Annotated in this window: 16 protein-coding genes; 11 read left to right on the top strand and 5 right to left on the bottom strand. The window is 67.1% G+C overall.

Annotation, left to right across the window (positions count from 1 at the left end):
• The first annotated feature begins 518 nt into the window (after positions 1-518).
• The 6 genes from ACJH7A_RS14680 to ACJH7A_RS14655 all read left to right on the top strand — a co-directional run bounded on the left by ACJH7A_RS14680 (position 519) and on the right by ACJH7A_RS14655 (position 4653).
• The gene (locus ACJH7A_RS14680) at positions 519-1046 is read left to right on the top strand and encodes a hypothetical protein (RefSeq protein WP_406802203.1); all 528 of its coding nucleotides are present in this window, start codon (positions 519-521) and stop codon (positions 1044-1046) included.
• 35 nt (positions 1047-1081) lie between these two features.
• Positions 1082-1780, top strand: coding sequence for a sensor domain-containing protein (locus ACJH7A_RS14675; RefSeq protein ID WP_346416315.1), 699 nt, complete (start codon positions 1082-1084; stop codon positions 1778-1780).
• A 64-nt stretch (positions 1781-1844) separates the two neighbouring features.
• On the top strand, positions 1845-2285 hold the full coding sequence (locus tag ACJH7A_RS14670; protein WP_133426512.1) for an SRPBCC family protein: 441 nt from the start codon (positions 1845-1847) through the stop codon (positions 2283-2285).
• A 47-nt stretch (positions 2286-2332) separates the two neighbouring features.
• On the top strand, positions 2333-3412 hold the full coding sequence (locus tag ACJH7A_RS14665) for a CaiB/BaiF CoA-transferase family protein (protein WP_346416316.1): 1080 nt from the start codon (positions 2333-2335) through the stop codon (positions 3410-3412).
• A gap of 65 nt (positions 3413-3477) precedes the next feature.
• The gene (locus ACJH7A_RS14660) at positions 3478-3915 is read left to right on the top strand and encodes an SRPBCC family protein (RefSeq protein ID WP_029104636.1); all 438 of its coding nucleotides are present in this window, start codon (positions 3478-3480) and stop codon (positions 3913-3915) included.
• Between the two features lie 27 nt (positions 3916-3942).
• The gene (locus ACJH7A_RS14655; protein ID WP_346416317.1) at positions 3943-4653 is read left to right on the top strand and encodes a GntR family transcriptional regulator; all 711 of its coding nucleotides are present in this window, start codon (positions 3943-3945) and stop codon (positions 4651-4653) included.
• A 48-nt stretch (positions 4654-4701) separates the two neighbouring features.
• Here the strand turns inward: ACJH7A_RS14655 and ACJH7A_RS14650 are convergent, their stop codons facing one another.
• Together ACJH7A_RS14650 and ACJH7A_RS14645 are read right to left on the bottom strand one after the other, a co-directional pair.
• Positions 4702-5862 (bottom strand): pyridoxal phosphate-dependent aminotransferase, encoded by a 1161-nt coding sequence (locus ACJH7A_RS14650; protein WP_346416343.1) that lies wholly within the window; start codon positions 5860-5862, stop codon positions 4702-4704.
• An 11-nt stretch (positions 5863-5873) separates the two neighbouring features.
• Positions 5874-6374 carry a DUF2834 domain-containing protein gene (locus ACJH7A_RS14645; protein WP_346416318.1) on the bottom strand — a complete coding sequence of 167 codons (501 nt, stop codon included), beginning with the start codon at positions 6372-6374 and terminating at the stop codon, positions 5874-5876.
• 70 nt (positions 6375-6444) lie between these two features.
• On the opposite strand from ACJH7A_RS14645, the gene ACJH7A_RS14640 reads away from it, so the two are divergent.
• From ACJH7A_RS14640 to ACJH7A_RS14620, 5 genes are all read left to right on the top strand, one after another.
• Positions 6445-7029: a TetR/AcrR family transcriptional regulator gene (locus ACJH7A_RS14640; protein WP_346416319.1), complete on the top strand. Its 585-nt coding sequence runs from the start codon at positions 6445-6447 to the stop codon at positions 7027-7029.
• Positions 7030-7089: 60 nt separating this feature from the next.
• Complete coding sequence (locus ACJH7A_RS14635; protein ID WP_406802202.1) at positions 7090-8640, top strand: phytoene desaturase family protein; 1551 nt, start codon at positions 7090-7092, stop codon at positions 8638-8640.
• A gap of 65 nt (positions 8641-8705) precedes the next feature.
• Positions 8706-9407, top strand: a complete 702-nt coding sequence (locus ACJH7A_RS14630) for a GntR family transcriptional regulator (RefSeq protein WP_071286734.1) — start codon at positions 8706-8708, stop codon at positions 9405-9407.
• An 83-nt stretch (positions 9408-9490) separates the two neighbouring features.
• Entirely contained in the window at positions 9491-11038 is a 1548-nt protein-coding gene (locus ACJH7A_RS14625) for an NCS1 family nucleobase:cation symporter-1 (protein WP_212813269.1), read from the top strand.
• 19 nt (positions 11039-11057) lie between these two features.
• Positions 11058-11780 carry an aspartate/glutamate racemase family protein gene (locus ACJH7A_RS14620; protein WP_212813267.1) on the top strand — a complete coding sequence of 241 codons (723 nt, stop codon included), beginning with the start codon at positions 11058-11060 and terminating at the stop codon, positions 11778-11780.
• On the opposite strand, the gene puuE is transcribed toward ACJH7A_RS14620, so the two are convergent.
• Genes puuE through ACJH7A_RS14605 form a run of 3 tightly spaced genes read right to left on the bottom strand, consistent with a single transcriptional unit; the run spans position 11777 to position 14849 of the window.
• Positions 11777-12679 (bottom strand): allantoinase PuuE, encoded by a 903-nt coding sequence (gene puuE / locus ACJH7A_RS14615; protein WP_061004839.1) that lies wholly within the window; start codon positions 12677-12679, stop codon positions 11777-11779. The two genes, ACJH7A_RS14620 and puuE, sit on opposite strands and share 4 nt — an antisense overlap.
• Positions 12676-13638: an allantoicase gene (gene alc, locus ACJH7A_RS14610; RefSeq protein ID WP_406802201.1), complete on the bottom strand. Its 963-nt coding sequence runs from the start codon at positions 13636-13638 to the stop codon at positions 12676-12678. The genes puuE and alc overlap by 4 nt, the downstream gene beginning before the upstream one ends.
• Complete coding sequence (locus tag ACJH7A_RS14605; RefSeq protein ID WP_406802200.1) at positions 13635-14849, bottom strand: DUF6986 family protein; 1215 nt, start codon at positions 14847-14849, stop codon at positions 13635-13637. The genes alc and ACJH7A_RS14605 overlap by 4 nt, the downstream gene beginning before the upstream one ends.
• Positions 14850-14854 lie beyond the last annotated feature (5 nt).

Below are 14854 nucleotides of genomic sequence, written 5' to 3'. Positions count from 1 at the left end.
TTGCTGGCCGGTCACCTCCAACCCGAGGTCGTCGAGGCGGCAGAAAGTAGTCAGGTCAGCGCGGGCGAAGCCCGCCCTACCGGTAGCGTCAGGCACGTCGAGGTCTTTCGGATGAGGCGTGTAGGAACCTTCATCTTCGAGAGACCTCGACCCCTATCCCGGCAACGACGCGCCGATGACCTCTACACCCTCAACTGCGAAGAGCCGGTTAACGGACTGCAAAAACTTGCCCTTGCGTTATCAACCAGTGGGCAACACCGGAATATGCGTGTATTGCTGGAGTCATTTGTCGTGGTAGCCGGCTATTGAATGCCCAGTTCGGCGAGTGTGATCTGGGTCATTGGTCCAGTAGTGAAATACAACCGACGGAGATTGGAAATCGCCGGTTTGTCTTGTGTTAACCAACTGGCCATGTACACGCCTGACCGTGAGAGGGTCGAACGCCGAGCGTCCGTCATTGCCGGGTGACTCATGTCCGGTGGACGCGGCAATCGCACCGAATGACTTGGAGGAAAACGGTGAAGTCTTCACGCACCTGGGTACGTCTGGTTGTCGCATCTGCTGCCGTCTTCGGCGCAGGGGCGATGTACCTGCCCACCGCTGCGGCCGACGATGAAGCCGGGCCGGTCGGCCCGATCGATGCCGGCGCCGGGGTGCAGTCGACGGGCGTGACGTCGTCGAACGCCGACCCGGCCGCGGTCGCCGCGTGCTCGCAGTTCGCGACCGCGCTCGACAGTGCGGCCTCGGGCTACGAGGGCTTCGCCGACAGCCTCGACGCCAACGACCCCTACGTCCACCAGAGCAATGTGGCCGGCCGGACCACTCTGCGGCAGTCCTCGGCGGTCGCGATGGATGCCGCGAACACCCCGGGCCTGAACCCGGCAATCGCCGACCCCATGCGGTCCTGGTCGTACGGCGCCGCCAAGCTGCTCGTGAAGATGGGCATCGGCATGACGGGCGGCAGCCTCGACAGCACCGCCACCGAGGTCAACACCAATGCCGAGGCCGTCCAGCGCGGCTGCGCCGCGGCCGGCACGCACGCCTGAGCGCGCGGATATAATGCGGATATAATAAGGAACACGTGAAGCGACACGCCTTCGGCGTCGCCGTGCTGTGCCTGGCCTTGGCGGCGTGCGGCGGCAAGGCCGGCACACCGACACCAGCCAAGCCGACGACGGTGGCCGAGTCGGGCATCGACAGCCTGCTGCTGACACCCGATGAGATGAACAAGACGATGGGGGTCACCGGCATGGTGGGCCGTCCGCCGAAAGACGGGATGGACGACCACCGCAACCTGCTGCCGAACCTGAACTGCCTCGGTGTGTGGCAGATCGACGAGTCCGTCATCTACTCCAAGGACGGCAACGACCTCAAGAGCGGCCAGGATTGGAAGGCCGTGCGGCAGCAGACGTTGCAGGTGCCCGACAGCGACCAATGGGACTACCTGGCGGCGCAGTCGGTCGTTTACTACCCGACAACCGATGCGGCCCGGAACTTCTTCAACCGGTCGGCCGAGCGGTGGGCCAAGTGCACCAACCACCACGTGAACATCCGGCTCAACGACAAGCCGTTACCGAAGTGGCTGTCCGGCGACCTGGAGCGCACCGACACCAAACTCGCGATGCCCATCATGCGCGGCACCGGGCCCGAAACACGTTGGTGCCAACACGTTCTGCAGCGCGTCGAGAACCTGATCATCGATGTCGAAGCCTGCACGCCCAAGGCGCCGGTGACGGCGGCCGCCGACATCGCCGCGAAGATCCAGGCGGACATCCACTAGCGGGTCGTCCCGCTGGTTGCACCATCTGGGCACGGCGCGTGGTCCCGTGGTCTATGGTCGCGCCATGGCAGTCAGCGCGTCGCACGAAGTGACCATCGAGGCAACCCCTGAAGAGATCATGGATGTCATCGCAGATCTTGCGCAGACACCCGTGTGGTCGCCGCAGTACACCAAGGCCGAGGTCCTCGACACCTACGAGAACGGCCGGCCGAAGCAGGCCAAGATGACCATCAAGGCCGCCGGTATGGCCGACGACCAGATCCTTGAATACACCTGGACCGACCTGACGGGCAGCTGGGTGCTGATCAGGTCGTCGTCGCTGAAGAAGCAGGAAGCCAAGTACACGCTGACCCCGGCCGGCAACAAGACCAAGGTGAAGTTCGAGATCACCGTCGACCCGGTGGTGCCCATCCCGGGCTTCCTGCTCAAGCGCAGCGTCAGCGGTGGCGCCGAGACCGCCACCGAGGGGCTGAAGAAGTTCATGGCCAAGAACAAGAAGGGCTGACGCACACCGGGATTCAGCCGCTCCGGCCCATGGGCTAACGTCGCGGGATGACGAATGCGGGGCCATTGGCCGGAGTCAAGGTGATCGAACTCGGCGGAATCGGCCCCGGGCCGCACACCGCCATGATGCTGGCGGACCTCGGCGCCGACGTGGTGCGGGTGCGGCGTCCCGGCGGGCTGACGATGCCGGCCGAGAACGTCGACCTGCTGCACCGCGGCAAGCGGATCGTCGACCTCGACGTCAAGTCCGACCCGGCCGCGCTGCTGGCCCTGGCCGCGAAAGCCGATGTGCTGCTTGACTGTTTCCGTCCCGGCACCTGCGAGCGCCTCGGCATCGGGCCGGCCGAATGCGAGGCCGTCAACCCCCGCCTGATCTTCGCCCGGATCACCGGCTGGGGGCAGGACGGACCGCTCGCTCAGACCGCGGGCCATGACATCAACTACCTGTCGCAGACCGGTGCGCTGTCGGCCATCGGCTACCGCGACCGGCCGCCGGTGGCGCCGCTGAACCTGGTCGCCGACTTCGGCGGCGGTTCGATGCTGACGCTCATCGGCATCGTCACCGCGCTGTACGAACGCGAACAGTCCGGCCGGGGCCAGGTCGTCGACGCGGCGATGGTCGACGGTGTCAGCATGCTGGCCCAGATGATGTGGACCATGAAGTCCACCGGCGTGATGAAGGACCAGCGCGAGTCGTTCCTCCTGGACGGCGGCGCCCCGTACTACCGCGTCTACGAGACCTCCGACGGCGGCTACATGGCGGTGGGCTCCATCGAGCCGCAGTTCTTCGCTCAGCTACTTGTGGGCCTGGGCCTGGATCCCGCCGAGGTGCCGAACCAGTTCGACCTCGCGCGCTACGACGAGATGCGCGACATCTTTGCTGCCCGGTTCGCGAGCCGGACCCGCGTCGAGTGGACCGAGACATTCGCCGGGACCGACGCCTGCGTCACTCCCGTGCTCACCTGGACCGAGGCCGCCGCCGGCGAGCACCTCCGGGCCAGGTCGACGATCGTCACCGTCGACGGTGTGGACCAGGCCGCCCCCGCGCCGCGCTTCTCGCGGACTCCGTCGGGCCCCGTCGGTGCCCCGCCGCAGCAGACCACCCCGATCGACGAGGTCGGTTGGTAACAGTTTTGGAAGTTAGCTGACGCATTCTCTACCCGAGGCCGGTGGAGAGGACTAAATTTGCCCTTATGGCAGTTATGGCGTCCCGAGAGCTGGTGATCGACGCCTCGCCCGAAGCCATCATGGATGCGCTGGCCGACATGGACGAGGCGTCGCAATGGCGCAGCTTGCACCGGGAACTACAGGTACTGGATCGGTATCCCGACGGTCGTCCGCACCATGTCAAAGCGACCGTGAAGATCATGGGCATCACCGACAAGGAGCTCCTGGAGTACCACTGGGGTGATGACTGGGTGGTGTGGGACGCGGCCGACACCTTCCAGCAGCGTGGGCAACATGCCGAGTACAAACTGACTCGCGAGGGCGACCGGACCCGGGTGCGATTCGACATCATCGTGGACCTCGTCGCTCCCATTCCCGAGTTCCTGTTGCGCCGAGCCCGCAAACTGGTGCTCGATGCTGCGGTCGACCGGCTGCGGGCCCGGGTGACTCGCCTCTACGGGTAGTCCACAGTCTGTCGACAGGGGGTTCGTATGACCGACCGCCCACCTTCTCCGTTGTTGGAGAAGCTGGTGGTGGTGCGGAACGGCGGGCCGCAGCAGACCGTGGTGACCGAGCTGCGCCGGGTGATCCTGCGCGGTGACGCGCCCCCGGGAACCCCGGTGCCGCTGACCGAGGTCGCCGAACTGTTCGGCGTGAGCCACATCCCCGTCCGCGAGGCACTCAAGACGCTCATCAGCGAGGGCCTGGTGACGCACCGGCCCAACTCGGGGTACACCGTCGCCCGGATGACGAAGCAGGAACTGCACGAGATGTACGTCGTGCGCGCGGCGTTGGAGGGTGCGGCGCTTGCGATGGCCGCGCAGAAGGCGTCCGATCACGAGCGGACATTGGCGATCGAAGCCAATGACCGGATGGCGCAAGCGATTCGGGACTCCGACGGCGCGGCGTTCCAGCGGGAGAGCCGCAACTTCCACATGGCGCTGGTGCGCCCGTCCGGCATGCACCGGCTGCTGCACATCCTCGAAATGTCCTGGAACATGATCGAACCCGTGCAGGCCATGATGCATGTGACGCCGGACGACCGAGCCAAGCTCAACGGCGATCACGAGGAGATGCTCGAGGCGTTCCTGGCCCGGGACACCGAGCGCCTCAGTGCCATTGCGCAGCGGCACAACGACAGCGTCGACGCCGCGATCGGCACCCTGCCCACCGACACCGGGCTCCTCACCCAGGACACCTAGGGATTTGTGCACGATTTTCCGCGCCGACCGCGGAAAATCGTGCACAAATCACAGGGTGCGGAGGCGGCTGATGGCCTCGTCGAGGGTGTCGTCGCGTTTGCAGAAGGCGAAGCGCACCAGGTGATTCCAGCCGGCGGAGTCAGGCGAGTCGGGATCGAGGAATGCCGACATGGGGATGGCCGCGACGCCGACGCGCTCGGGTAGCGCGGCGCAGAATGCGGTGCTGTCGTCGTACCCCAGCGGCCGGGGATCGGCGCACAGGAAGTAGGTGCCGAAGCTGTCGTGCACGTCGAAGCCGATGTCGGTCAGGGCACCGGCCAACCGGTCCCGCTTGCCGCGGTAGGACTTTCGCAGCGCCGCGACCCAGGCGTCCTCGTGGTCCAGCGCGTGCGCGACGGCCGGCTGGAACGGCGCGCCGCCGACGTACGTCAGATATTGCTTGGCGGCGCGGACCCCGGCGATCAGGTCGGCGGGCCCGCACGCCCAGCCGATCTTCCAGCCGGTGCAGTTGAACATCTTGGCGGCGCTGGAGATGGTGACGGTGCGCGCGGCCATGCCGGGGTACCCCGCCAGCGGCCGGTGCTGATGACCGTCGAACGTCAGCTGCTCGTAGACCTCGTCGGTGATGACCAGGAGGTCGTGCTCGATGGCGAGCGCGGCGATGGCCTTCAGCTCGTCGTCGCTGGCGACCATGCCGGTCGGGTTGTGCGGTGAGTTCAGGATCAGGGCGCGGGTCCGGGGCGTGATCGCGGCGCGAAGCCGGTCGATGTCGATGGCGAAGCCGTGGCCGTCGGGCGCCAGCGGAACGACGACGCGGCGGCAGCCGGCCATGGCGATCACGGGGGAGTAGGAGTCGTAGAAGGGCGCGATGATCAGCACTTCAGAGCCCGGTTCGACCAGCCCGATCACTGCCGACGCGATGGCCTCGGTGCCGCCGACGGTGACCAGTACCTCGGTGTCCGGGTCGTAGTCGATGCCGTAGTGCCGCTTGCGCTGGGCGGCGATGGCCTGGCGCAGCGCGGGGATGCCCGGGCCGGGCGGGTACTGGTTGACGCCGTCCGCGATGGCCTGCTGCGCCACCGTCAGCATGGGCGCCGGGCCGTCCTCGTCGGGAAAACCCTGGCCGAGGTTGACGGCGCCGACCCGGGCGGCCAGCGCCGACATCTCGGCGAAGATCGTGGAGGCGTAGGGCCGCAGGCGGGCGGCCATCCCCGGTGGCGTCACCCCTGGATTGTCGCAGAACTCCTGACGTGGTCGACGGTGCGCTCGTGCCGCTGCTGCCGCGCGATGACGGCGAAGTAGAACGCCAGCGCGAATGCGCAACTGGTGAACAGGCTGCTGACGAAGAACAGCCACGGGTGCCGGATGCCGCGTCGCAGCCCGTCGGCGATGGTGAACAGCGGCAGCAGGATGACGTTGATGATGGTGTAGTCCTGGCCGGCCGAGGACGCCGCGGGGTTGACGAACATCAGCCGGATGTAGTCCGACCAGCTGCCTGGACCGGTGATCGGATTGCCGCCTGGCGGTTGGTATTCCATGACGAACTTGGTGTTGAAGTAGTAGCCGAGCGCTATCGAGGCGATGCCGATCACGTAGTAGGCCGACTCGAGTGCCGAGAACGCGGGTCCGTCGGCGGGCTTGCGGAAGACGGCAGGATTGAGCTTGACGATGAACGCGATCGTGATCAGTCCGAGGACGGCGTGGACGATGAGCGAGACCATGTCAGCGGAGTCTGCTCGCCGCGAAATGTTTTGTCAATCATGACAAAACATTCTGCGGTACCGTACTGGGATGCCCCGGCCGCCGCAGACCGTACGTAGTGAACGCACGCGTGAGGCGCTGCAACAGGCGGCGTTGGTCCGATTTCTGGCGCAGGGTGTCGAGGGCACCACGGCCGAGGAGATCGCCGCCGACGCCGGTGTCTCGCTGCGCACGTTCTACCGGCACTTCACGTCCAAGCACGAGCTGCTGTTCGCCGACTACGACGCCGGTCTGCACTGGTTTCGGACCGCGCTCGCCGGGCGACCCGCGGACGAGCCGGTGCTGGCGGCTGTTCAGGCCGCGATCTTCGCCTTTCCGTACGACTTCGGCGCCGTCACCAAGATCGCTGCGCTGCGCGAGCAGGAACTCGACGCCGACCGGATCGTCAGCCACATCCGGCAGGTCGAGGCGGACTTCGCCGATGCCATCGCCGAGCATCTGGCGCGGCGCGGCGGGTCGGATGACCTGCTGCGCATCGCGGTGACGTCGCGGACCATCGCCGCCGCGGTGTTCGGGGCCATGGAGGTGTGGATGCTGGGCGCCGAGCGGTCGCTGGCGGATCTGGCGCGCATGTGTCACCAGGCACTGGATCAGCTGGCCGCCGGGCCCGTCTGACCTCCGTCGGCAAGTTTTGTCACTATTGACAAAACTATGCGCGGGTGCGACTCTGCGGAAATGGCGCAATTCGACGCAATCGTGGTGGGAGCAGGGCACAACGGGCTGGCTTCGGCGGTGCTGCTCCAGAAAGCGGGCCTGCGCACGCTCTGTCTGGAAGCCAAGCTCTACGCGGGCGGCATGGCCTCGACCGTGGAGCTCTTCGACGGCTTCAAGTTCGAGATCGCCGGCTCGGAGCAGTTCCCGACGTCGCTCAAGGTCAGCCAGGAGCTGGGCCTCGACGAGGTGCCGAGTGTCGAACTGGAAGTCATGTCGGTGAACATGCGGGGGATCGGCGACGAGCCGTTCCTCTTCTACTCCGATCCCATGAAGCTGCTCACGCACATGAACGAGGTGCACGGCGCCGAGGCCGTCAACGGCATGGCCGGGCTGATGGCCTGGAGCATGGCACCCGCCCGGGCCCTCGGCCGGTTCGACGCCGGACTGCCGCCCAAGACGTACGACGAGATGTATGCCTGTGCCACAAACGAATTCGAGCGGTCGGCCATCACCGACATGCTCTTCGGCTCGGTGACCGACGTCCTGGACCGCTACCTGCCCGACAAGGACAAGCACGGCGCCATCCGCGGCATGCTGTCGGTGCTGGCGTGCAACTCCACCTACCGCGGACCGGCCACCCCCGGCAGTGCCGCCGCGCTGGCCTTCGGCCTCGCGGTGCCGACCGACGGTGCGTCGCTGATGCGAAAGCTCAAGGGCGGCATCGGCGCGCTGACCAAGCACCTCGAGGACACGTTCGTGGCGCACGGCGGCGAGGTCCGGCTGCGCAGTGCCGTCGCCGCCGTCACCGTCGACGACGGGCGGGTCACCGGCGTCCGGCTGGAGGACGGCACGGAAATCGCTGCGCCCGTGGTGGTCTCGTCACTCGCACCATCGGTGACCGTGGACCGCCTGCTCGGTGCCGCCGCGCCTGACGACGTCCGGGCCCGCTACACGCGCGTCGACCACCGCGGCAGCTACCTGCAGATGCACTTTGCCCTCGACGGCATTCCCGAGTTCGCCGAGCCGTACGAGATTCTGAACAACCCCGAATTACAGGGCACCATCGGCCTTTTCAGCACACCCGAGGAACTGCAGCAGCAATATGACGCCGCGCGCTGTGGAATAGTGCCGGCCGATCCGTCCATCGCCTGGCAGATTCCGTCGGTGCTGGATCCCGAGCTGGCACCGCCCGGCAAGCACGCGTCGTCGGCGTTCGCGCTGTGGTTCCCGGTCGAAGGCGGCGGTGACTATGGCTCGATGAAACGCGAGATGGGACAACGCGTCATCGACAAGATCACCCGCGTGGCACCCAACTTCGAGAAGCTCATCCTGCGGCACACGACGTTCACGCCGCGGCACATGGACCGGATGTTCGGTGCTCCCGGCGGCGACTACTGCCACGGCCTGATCCACCCCGAGCAGATGGGGCCCAACCGGCCCGGCCCGCGCGGGTATCTCGACCAGGAGCTGCCGGTCGAAGGCGTCTACCTGGGCGGCGCCGGCTGCCACGGCGGCCCGGCCGTCAACTTCATCCCGGGCTACAACGCCGCCCACGCCGTGCTTAACACGTGATTCGCTAACCAGGCCGAAACGTCACCGAAACCGGTTCGGCAACAACGCCGACCTAGTGTGCGGATATGCGGCCCCACCGGCGTTCCGTCCTGCTCGGACAGCTGGTGGCGGATCGGGCCGCGCCGTCACAGCAAGGGGTGCTCAATGAACTGCGCCGTGCTGTCCTCGACGGCGGCGTGCCGCCCGGTACGCCGATCCCCTTGGCCGACGTGGCGGACGTGTTCGGCGTCAGCCAGATTCCGGTACGGGAGGCGCTGAAGACGCTCATCGGGGAGGGGCTGGTGGAGCACCGGCTCAACTTCGGTTACACCGTGGCCCTGCTGACGCCGCAGGAGCTCCGCGAAATGTACATCGTGCGTGAGGCTTTGGAGTCGGCGTCGCTGGGCGTCGCCGTGGCCAACGCCACCGATGCCGACCGCGCGGCCGCGGTCGCGGTCAATGTCAGGCTGCAGCAGGCGATTCGCGACGATGACGCGGGCGCTTACCACCGGCAGAGCCGGGAACTGCATGCCGCGCTCACCCGACCGTCGCGCATGTATCGGCTGCTGCACATGCTGGAGGCGGCGTGGAATGTCACCGAACCCGTGCAGTCGATGCTGCATGTCAGCCGTGACGACCGGGCGGACCTGCATGCGGATCATTGCGCGATGGTCGACGCGTTCGTCGCCGGTGACGCCGAGCGCCTGATCGCCGTCGCGGAAAACCATGCCGTCCGGCTCAACGCGGTGATCGCCAAACTGCCCACGGACACCGGGCTGCTGGCGTAGCGGCGAACATATATCTTTTCCGCAATTGCGGCATATCTCAGGGGAAACAGCAGGGAAACGTTGCTTTTTTAGCGTTTTCGAGCATGACTGACACCCTCGTTCCCAAGGACCTGACCCCACCGGGCGCGGTGATCGGCGCAGGTGACATCGTCGAGGCCGCCGGCCACCCCGTCGGCGGCGGCGTCATCAAACCGGATTACGACCCCAGACTGACCAATGAGGACCTGGCCCCGCTGGGCAAGCAGAGCTGGGGCTCGTACAACATCTTCGCGTTCTGGATGTCCGACGTGCACAGCGTCGGTGGCTATGTGACCGCGGGCAGCCTGTTCGCCCTCGGCCTGGCCAGTTGGCAGGTGCTTGTGGCACTGCTGATCGGCATCACCCTCGTCTACTTCCTGTGCAACCTGGTCGCCAAGCCCAGCCAGGTTGCCGGCGTGCCGTATCCGGTGATCTGTCGTACCGCATTCGGTGTGCTGGGGGCGAACATCCCGGCCGTCATCCGTGGACTGATCGCGGTGGCCTGGTACGGCATCCAGACCTACCTGGCGTCGGCCGCCCTGGATGTCGTGCTGCTCAAGCTGTTTCCGGGACTGGCCCCGTACGCCGACCTCGCCACCCACGGCTTCCTCGGTCTGCCGGTGCTGGGCTGGGCCAGCTTCCTGCTGCTGTGGGTGTTGCAGGCCTGCGTCTTCTGGCGCGGTATGGAGGCGATCCGCAGGTTCATCGACTTCTGCGGACCCGCCGTCTACGTCGTCATGTTCGTCCTGTGCGGTTACCTCATCTACAAAGCCGGCTGGGGCGCAATCGATCTCAACCTCGGCGAGGTCAAGTACACCGGCCTGGATTCGATTCCGGTGATGCTCGGCGCCATCGCGCTGGTGGTGTCCTACTTCTCCGGTCCGATGCTGAACTTCGGCGACTTCTCCCGCTACGGCAAGTCGTTCGCCGCGGTCAAGAAGGGCAACTTCCTCGGGCTGCCGGTCAACTTCCTGGTGTTCTCCGTGCTGGTGGTGGTCACCGCATCGCTGACGCTGCCGGTGTTCGGCGAACTGCTCACCGACCCCGTGCAGACCGTGGCCCGCATCGACAGCACCTTCGCAATAGTGCTGGGCGCGTTGACCTTCACCATCGCCACCATCGGCATCAACATCGTCGCCAACTTCATCAGCCCGGCGTTCGACTTCTCCAACGTCAGCCCGCAGCGCATCAGCTGGCGCGCCGGCGGCATGATCGCCGCGGTGGGCTCGGTTCTGATCACGCCGTGGAACCTCTACAACAACCCGGAGGTGATCCACTACACGCTGGAGACCCTGGGCGCCTTCATCGGACCGCTGTTCGGTGTGCTGCTCGCCGACTTCTACCTGGTGCGTAAGCAGAAGGTGGTCATCGACGACCTGTTCACCATGGCCGAGTCCGGAAAGTACTGGTACACCAAGGGCTACAACAAGGTCGCGGTCATCGCGACCGTGGCCGGCGCGGTGCTCGCGGCACTGCCGGTGCTACTGGCGGGCAGCGTGTACGGCATGCACACCGCGGCCCAGTACAGCTGGTTCATCGGCTGCGGCGTCGCCCTCGGTATCTACCGGGTACTGGCCGTCCGCGACCGGTTCGTCGCCGAATCCGTGGCGTGACCGTGCGGGAGTCCTTGGGATGAGCCGGATTTGGGTCATCAACCCCAACACCACCACGTCGATGACCGCCGGGATCGGCCGCTGCGCACAAGCAGTGGCCGGTTCCGGTGTCGAGATCGTTGCCGTGACATCCGAATTCGGTCCGCCCTCCATCGAAAGCCACTACGACGAGGCGATGAGTGTGCCGGGTCTGCTGGAGGCGATCCGGCGCGGCGAACAGGCCGGGGTCGACGGATATGTGATCGCGTGCTTCGGCGATCCGGGACTGGACGCGGCGCGGGAGGTCGCGGCCGGGCCCGTCATCGGCATCGCCGAGGCCGCCATGCAGACGGCCAGCCACCTCGGCCGGGGTTTCTCGGTGGTGACGACGTTGTCGCGCACCATGGGCCGCGCCGCCGATCTGGCGGAACGCTATGGGATGCAACGGTTCTGCCTGGGTATCCATGCCTGCGACATTCCGGTGCTCGACCTCGAGGCAGACCCGACGGCACGCAAGGTCATCACCGAGGCATGCCGCGATGCGTTGGAGTCCGACGGCTCCGACGCCATCGTCCTGGGGTGCGCGGGCATGGCCGAGATGTGCGCGGCCATCACGGCAGAACTCGGGGTGCCGGTGGTCGACGGGGTGAGCGCGGCGACGTTGACGGTGCAGGCATTGGTGCGGATGGGTCTGCGCACCGGCAAACGTGGCGAGTTCGCGACGCCGCCCGCCAAGCAGTACACCGCGCGGCGCGACGGCTAACCGGCCGGGTGCACGGCGCGCCAATGCTCGGCGATGTCGATGCGCCGGGCCAGCCACACCCGGTCATGACGCTGCACGTGGTCCAGGAATCGTTCCAGCGCCGCACTGCGGGCCGGGCGGCCGACCAGTCTGCAGTGCAACCCGACCGAGAGCATCTTCGGGCTGCCGCCCAGACCCTCGGCATAGAGGACGTCGAACGCGTCACGCAGATGGGCGAAGAACTCCTCGCCGTTGGAAAAGCCTGCGGGAGAAGCGAATCGCATGTCGTTGGTGTCGAGCGTGTACGGCACCACCAGATGGTCGGTATCGGCCACCTGCACCCAATACGGCAGATCGTCGGCGTAAGAGTCCGAGTCGTACACGAACCCGCCATGCTCGACCACCAGCTCCCGCGTGTGCGGTGAGTCCCGGCCGGTGTACCAGCCCAGCGGCGCGGCACCGGTGAGCTCGGTCAGGATCCGTACCGCCTCCGCCATGTGCTCGCGTTCGGTGTCGCGGTCGATCAGCTGGTAGGACTTCCACCGCAGTCCGTGACAGGCGATCTCGTGCCCGAGTTCACCGAACGCGGCCAGTGCCTCCGGGTTGCGCTGCAGTGCCCGCGCCACCGCGAAGATGGTCAGCGGGATACCTCGTCGCTCGAAAATCCTGAGTATCCGCCATAATCCGGCGCGCGAGCCGTACTCGTAGAGCGACTCCATGCTCATGTGCCGGTTGGGGAACGCCTCGGCCGGCGTCATCTCGGACAGGAACGTCTCCGAGGCCGGATCCCCGTCGAGCACGTTGTTCTCGCCGCCCTCTTCATAATTGAGGACGAACTGCACGGCAATGGCGGCGCCGCCCGGCCACTGCGGGTCCGGCGGGGTGCGGCCATAACCCACCAGGTCGCGTGGGTAACTCACGCGAGGTCCCCGAACAGCCGCAGCCGGGCCAGCCCGCCGTCCGGGTAGATGTCCAGTCGGGCCTCGGACACCACGTCAGCGGTGTCGATGAGGAAACGGTGCCGCGTGTCGGGCAGCAGGTCGGTGCGGGGCAGCAGATCGATCCACTGCCCGTCGGCGCGCAATCCGGTCAGCGCCGCGGCCCCGGGGCTGTTGCCGATGAAGTACGACGTGTCGATCTCGGCGAGCCGCACCCGGCCCGGTCCGGCGAGCCGGATGCGCACCCAGTCGTTGGAATCGTCACGGCGCCGGGCGGTTTCCCAGCCGTCACCCATCACCTGGGCCTGTCCAGGGAAGATCAGATTCTGCGGTGAGCTGTAGAAGCGATTCGAGGCGTCGAGCACCAGACCGCCGTTCTCCAGCGCCGCCAGGTCCAACGGGCCGACACCGAGGAATCGCTTGTCGGGGCGGCCTTCTCCGTGCACCCGCAGCCGCGCCACCCCGCCGTCCGGGTAGATGTTGAGCCGTACATGCGTCCAGCGCTGTTCCGAGGAGACCTCGAAGTTGTTACGGGTGTCGCCGTACACGCGCGAGCGCTCGATGAGCGGTACCCAGCCGGGGTCGACGGCCAGCTGTTCGGCGGTGGGGTAGCCGTCGACCTCGATGGCATCGACGGAGACGGCCGGCGGATAGTTGCCCTTGAACCACGCGGTGTCGACCACCACGCCGCGGATGACGCCCGGCACACCGAGCCGCACGATCGCGGTGTCGTGGCCTTCGTCGCGACGACGCCGCGTCTCCCAACCGTCGTACACCTGCCCCTTGTGACCGAACGAGGCCGGCCGATACACCGACGGGCCAGGGGAGATGAGGTTCTCCTTCTCGGCGAACAAGTCGTCGTTGGCCCAGATCACCGCCCCGCCGAGGCTCCGCAGCGCGAGGTCGGGCAGCCAGGTGAAGTCGGGCAGTGATTCAGTCATGGCAGCTTCCGGTTCTTGAGGTTTCGTAGCACGTCGACGGTAGCGCCGGGCGCGAACGCGAGTACGTCGTCAGCGCCGAACGCGCCGCAGTCCAGCCCGCGCAGCACCACCGCCGCCAGCGCCTCGGCGGTCGCGGGTTCATCGACGATCGGGCCGCCGCTGCGGTCGAGGTAGGCCTGCAGCCGGGGCGCCGCGGCGGACATGGCGGCCCGAAAGAACGTGAAGGTGGCCAGCCACCGGGTCACCAGGTGACCGGGGTGCATGTCCCACCCCTGGTAGAAACCGCGCTCGAGGGACCGGGTGACGAGCCGATGGTGGCGCCGGATCGCCTGCACCACTTGCTCTTCGGAGCCGACCGGGGCCACCTGCGTCGAGCCGTCGGCGACCCAGACGCCGGTTTGCGCGGCGGCGGTCTGCATCACCGCCTTGGCGTGGTCGGCCACCGGGTGATCGAGCGCCTGGTGCTGCGGTGCGATACCGCAGGCGGCGCTGTAATCGTATGTACCGTAATGCAATCCGCTGCACCGTCCATCGGCGAGCTGGATGGCGCGGGCGACGGTCGCGGTCCCGTCGGGGCCGAGGACCGCCTGCGGGCTCTCGATCTGCAGCTCGAAGCGCAGCGTGTGCTCTGGCAGACCGTGTGCGGTCTCCAATGCCTCGCACAGCCAGACCGCCGCGGTGACCTGTTCGGCCGCACGCAGTTTCGGCACGGTGAAGACGAAGCCGTCGATTGCACCGGCGTCGAGCACCAATTCGAGGGTGCGCAGGGCCCGGCGGCGCTCTGCGGTCGTCAGTCCCTTGATGCGAATCCCGCTGTGGCTCAACCCGAGTGCGGGCAGGGTCGCCGCCGCCCGCGCCGCGTCGCGATCCTCTACGTCGTCGCCGCGGTGGCCGTAGCCGTCCTCGAAATCCAGTCGCAAGTCGGCAATGGGCGCGGCGGTGAGCTGGTCGCGCACCAACGCCACCGTGATCTCGTCGCCCAGTTCGGCGAAGACCTCCGGGTGCCGGTCCAGCAGTTCGAGCGCCGCTTGACCCCACTGCGCGGGAGTATCGGGCGTCGCGTCGGCCGCGCTGACATAGACGGTATGGATCGGCTGAGCGGCTGGGCCGTCCCCCGGAAACCGCGCCGCGAGGTCGGCGTCGACGCGGGACAACAGGGTGTCGATGCGCTCGAGCGCATCCGCCGCGATGCGATGGTGGGGGTCCGACACCTGCC

The organism is Mycobacterium sp. SMC-17, assembly GCF_045310915.1.
Taxonomy (GTDB): domain Bacteria; phylum Actinomycetota; class Actinomycetes; order Mycobacteriales; family Mycobacteriaceae; genus Mycobacterium.
This window is presented reverse-complemented; position numbering and strand designations above follow the sequence as displayed.

Excerpts from the sequence above, each read along its gene's own strand:
- ACJH7A_RS14620 (WP_212813267.1), top strand. The coding sequence starts at position 11,058 with ATGAGCCGGATTTGGGTCATCAACCCCAACACCACCACGTCGATGACC.
- ACJH7A_RS14670 (WP_133426512.1), top strand. The coding sequence starts at position 1,845 with ATGGCAGTCAGCGCGTCGCACGAAGTGACCATCGAGGCAACCCCTGAA.
- ACJH7A_RS14635 (WP_406802202.1), top strand. The coding sequence starts at position 7,090 with ATGGCGCAATTCGACGCAATCGTGGTGGGAGCAGGGCACAACGGGCTG.
- ACJH7A_RS14650 (WP_346416343.1), bottom strand. The coding sequence starts at position 5,862 with ATGGCCGCCCGCCTGCGGCCCTACGCCTCCACGATCTTCGCCGAGATG.
- ACJH7A_RS14645 (WP_346416318.1), bottom strand. The coding sequence starts at position 6,374 with ATGGTCTCGCTCATCGTCCACGCCGTCCTCGGACTGATCACGATCGCG.
- ACJH7A_RS14625 (WP_212813269.1), top strand. The coding sequence starts at position 9,491 with ATGACTGACACCCTCGTTCCCAAGGACCTGACCCCACCGGGCGCGGTG.
- ACJH7A_RS14655 (WP_346416317.1), top strand. The coding sequence starts at position 3,943 with ATGACCGACCGCCCACCTTCTCCGTTGTTGGAGAAGCTGGTGGTGGTG.
- ACJH7A_RS14640 (WP_346416319.1), top strand. The coding sequence starts at position 6,445 with ATGCCCCGGCCGCCGCAGACCGTACGTAGTGAACGCACGCGTGAGGCG.
- ACJH7A_RS14630 (WP_071286734.1), top strand. The coding sequence starts at position 8,706 with ATGCGGCCCCACCGGCGTTCCGTCCTGCTCGGACAGCTGGTGGCGGAT.
- ACJH7A_RS14665 (WP_346416316.1), top strand. The coding sequence starts at position 2,333 with ATGACGAATGCGGGGCCATTGGCCGGAGTCAAGGTGATCGAACTCGGC.
- ACJH7A_RS14660 (WP_029104636.1), top strand. The coding sequence starts at position 3,478 with ATGGCAGTTATGGCGTCCCGAGAGCTGGTGATCGACGCCTCGCCCGAA.
- alc (WP_406802201.1), bottom strand. The coding sequence starts at position 13,638 with ATGACTGAATCACTGCCCGACTTCACCTGGCTGCCCGACCTCGCGCTG.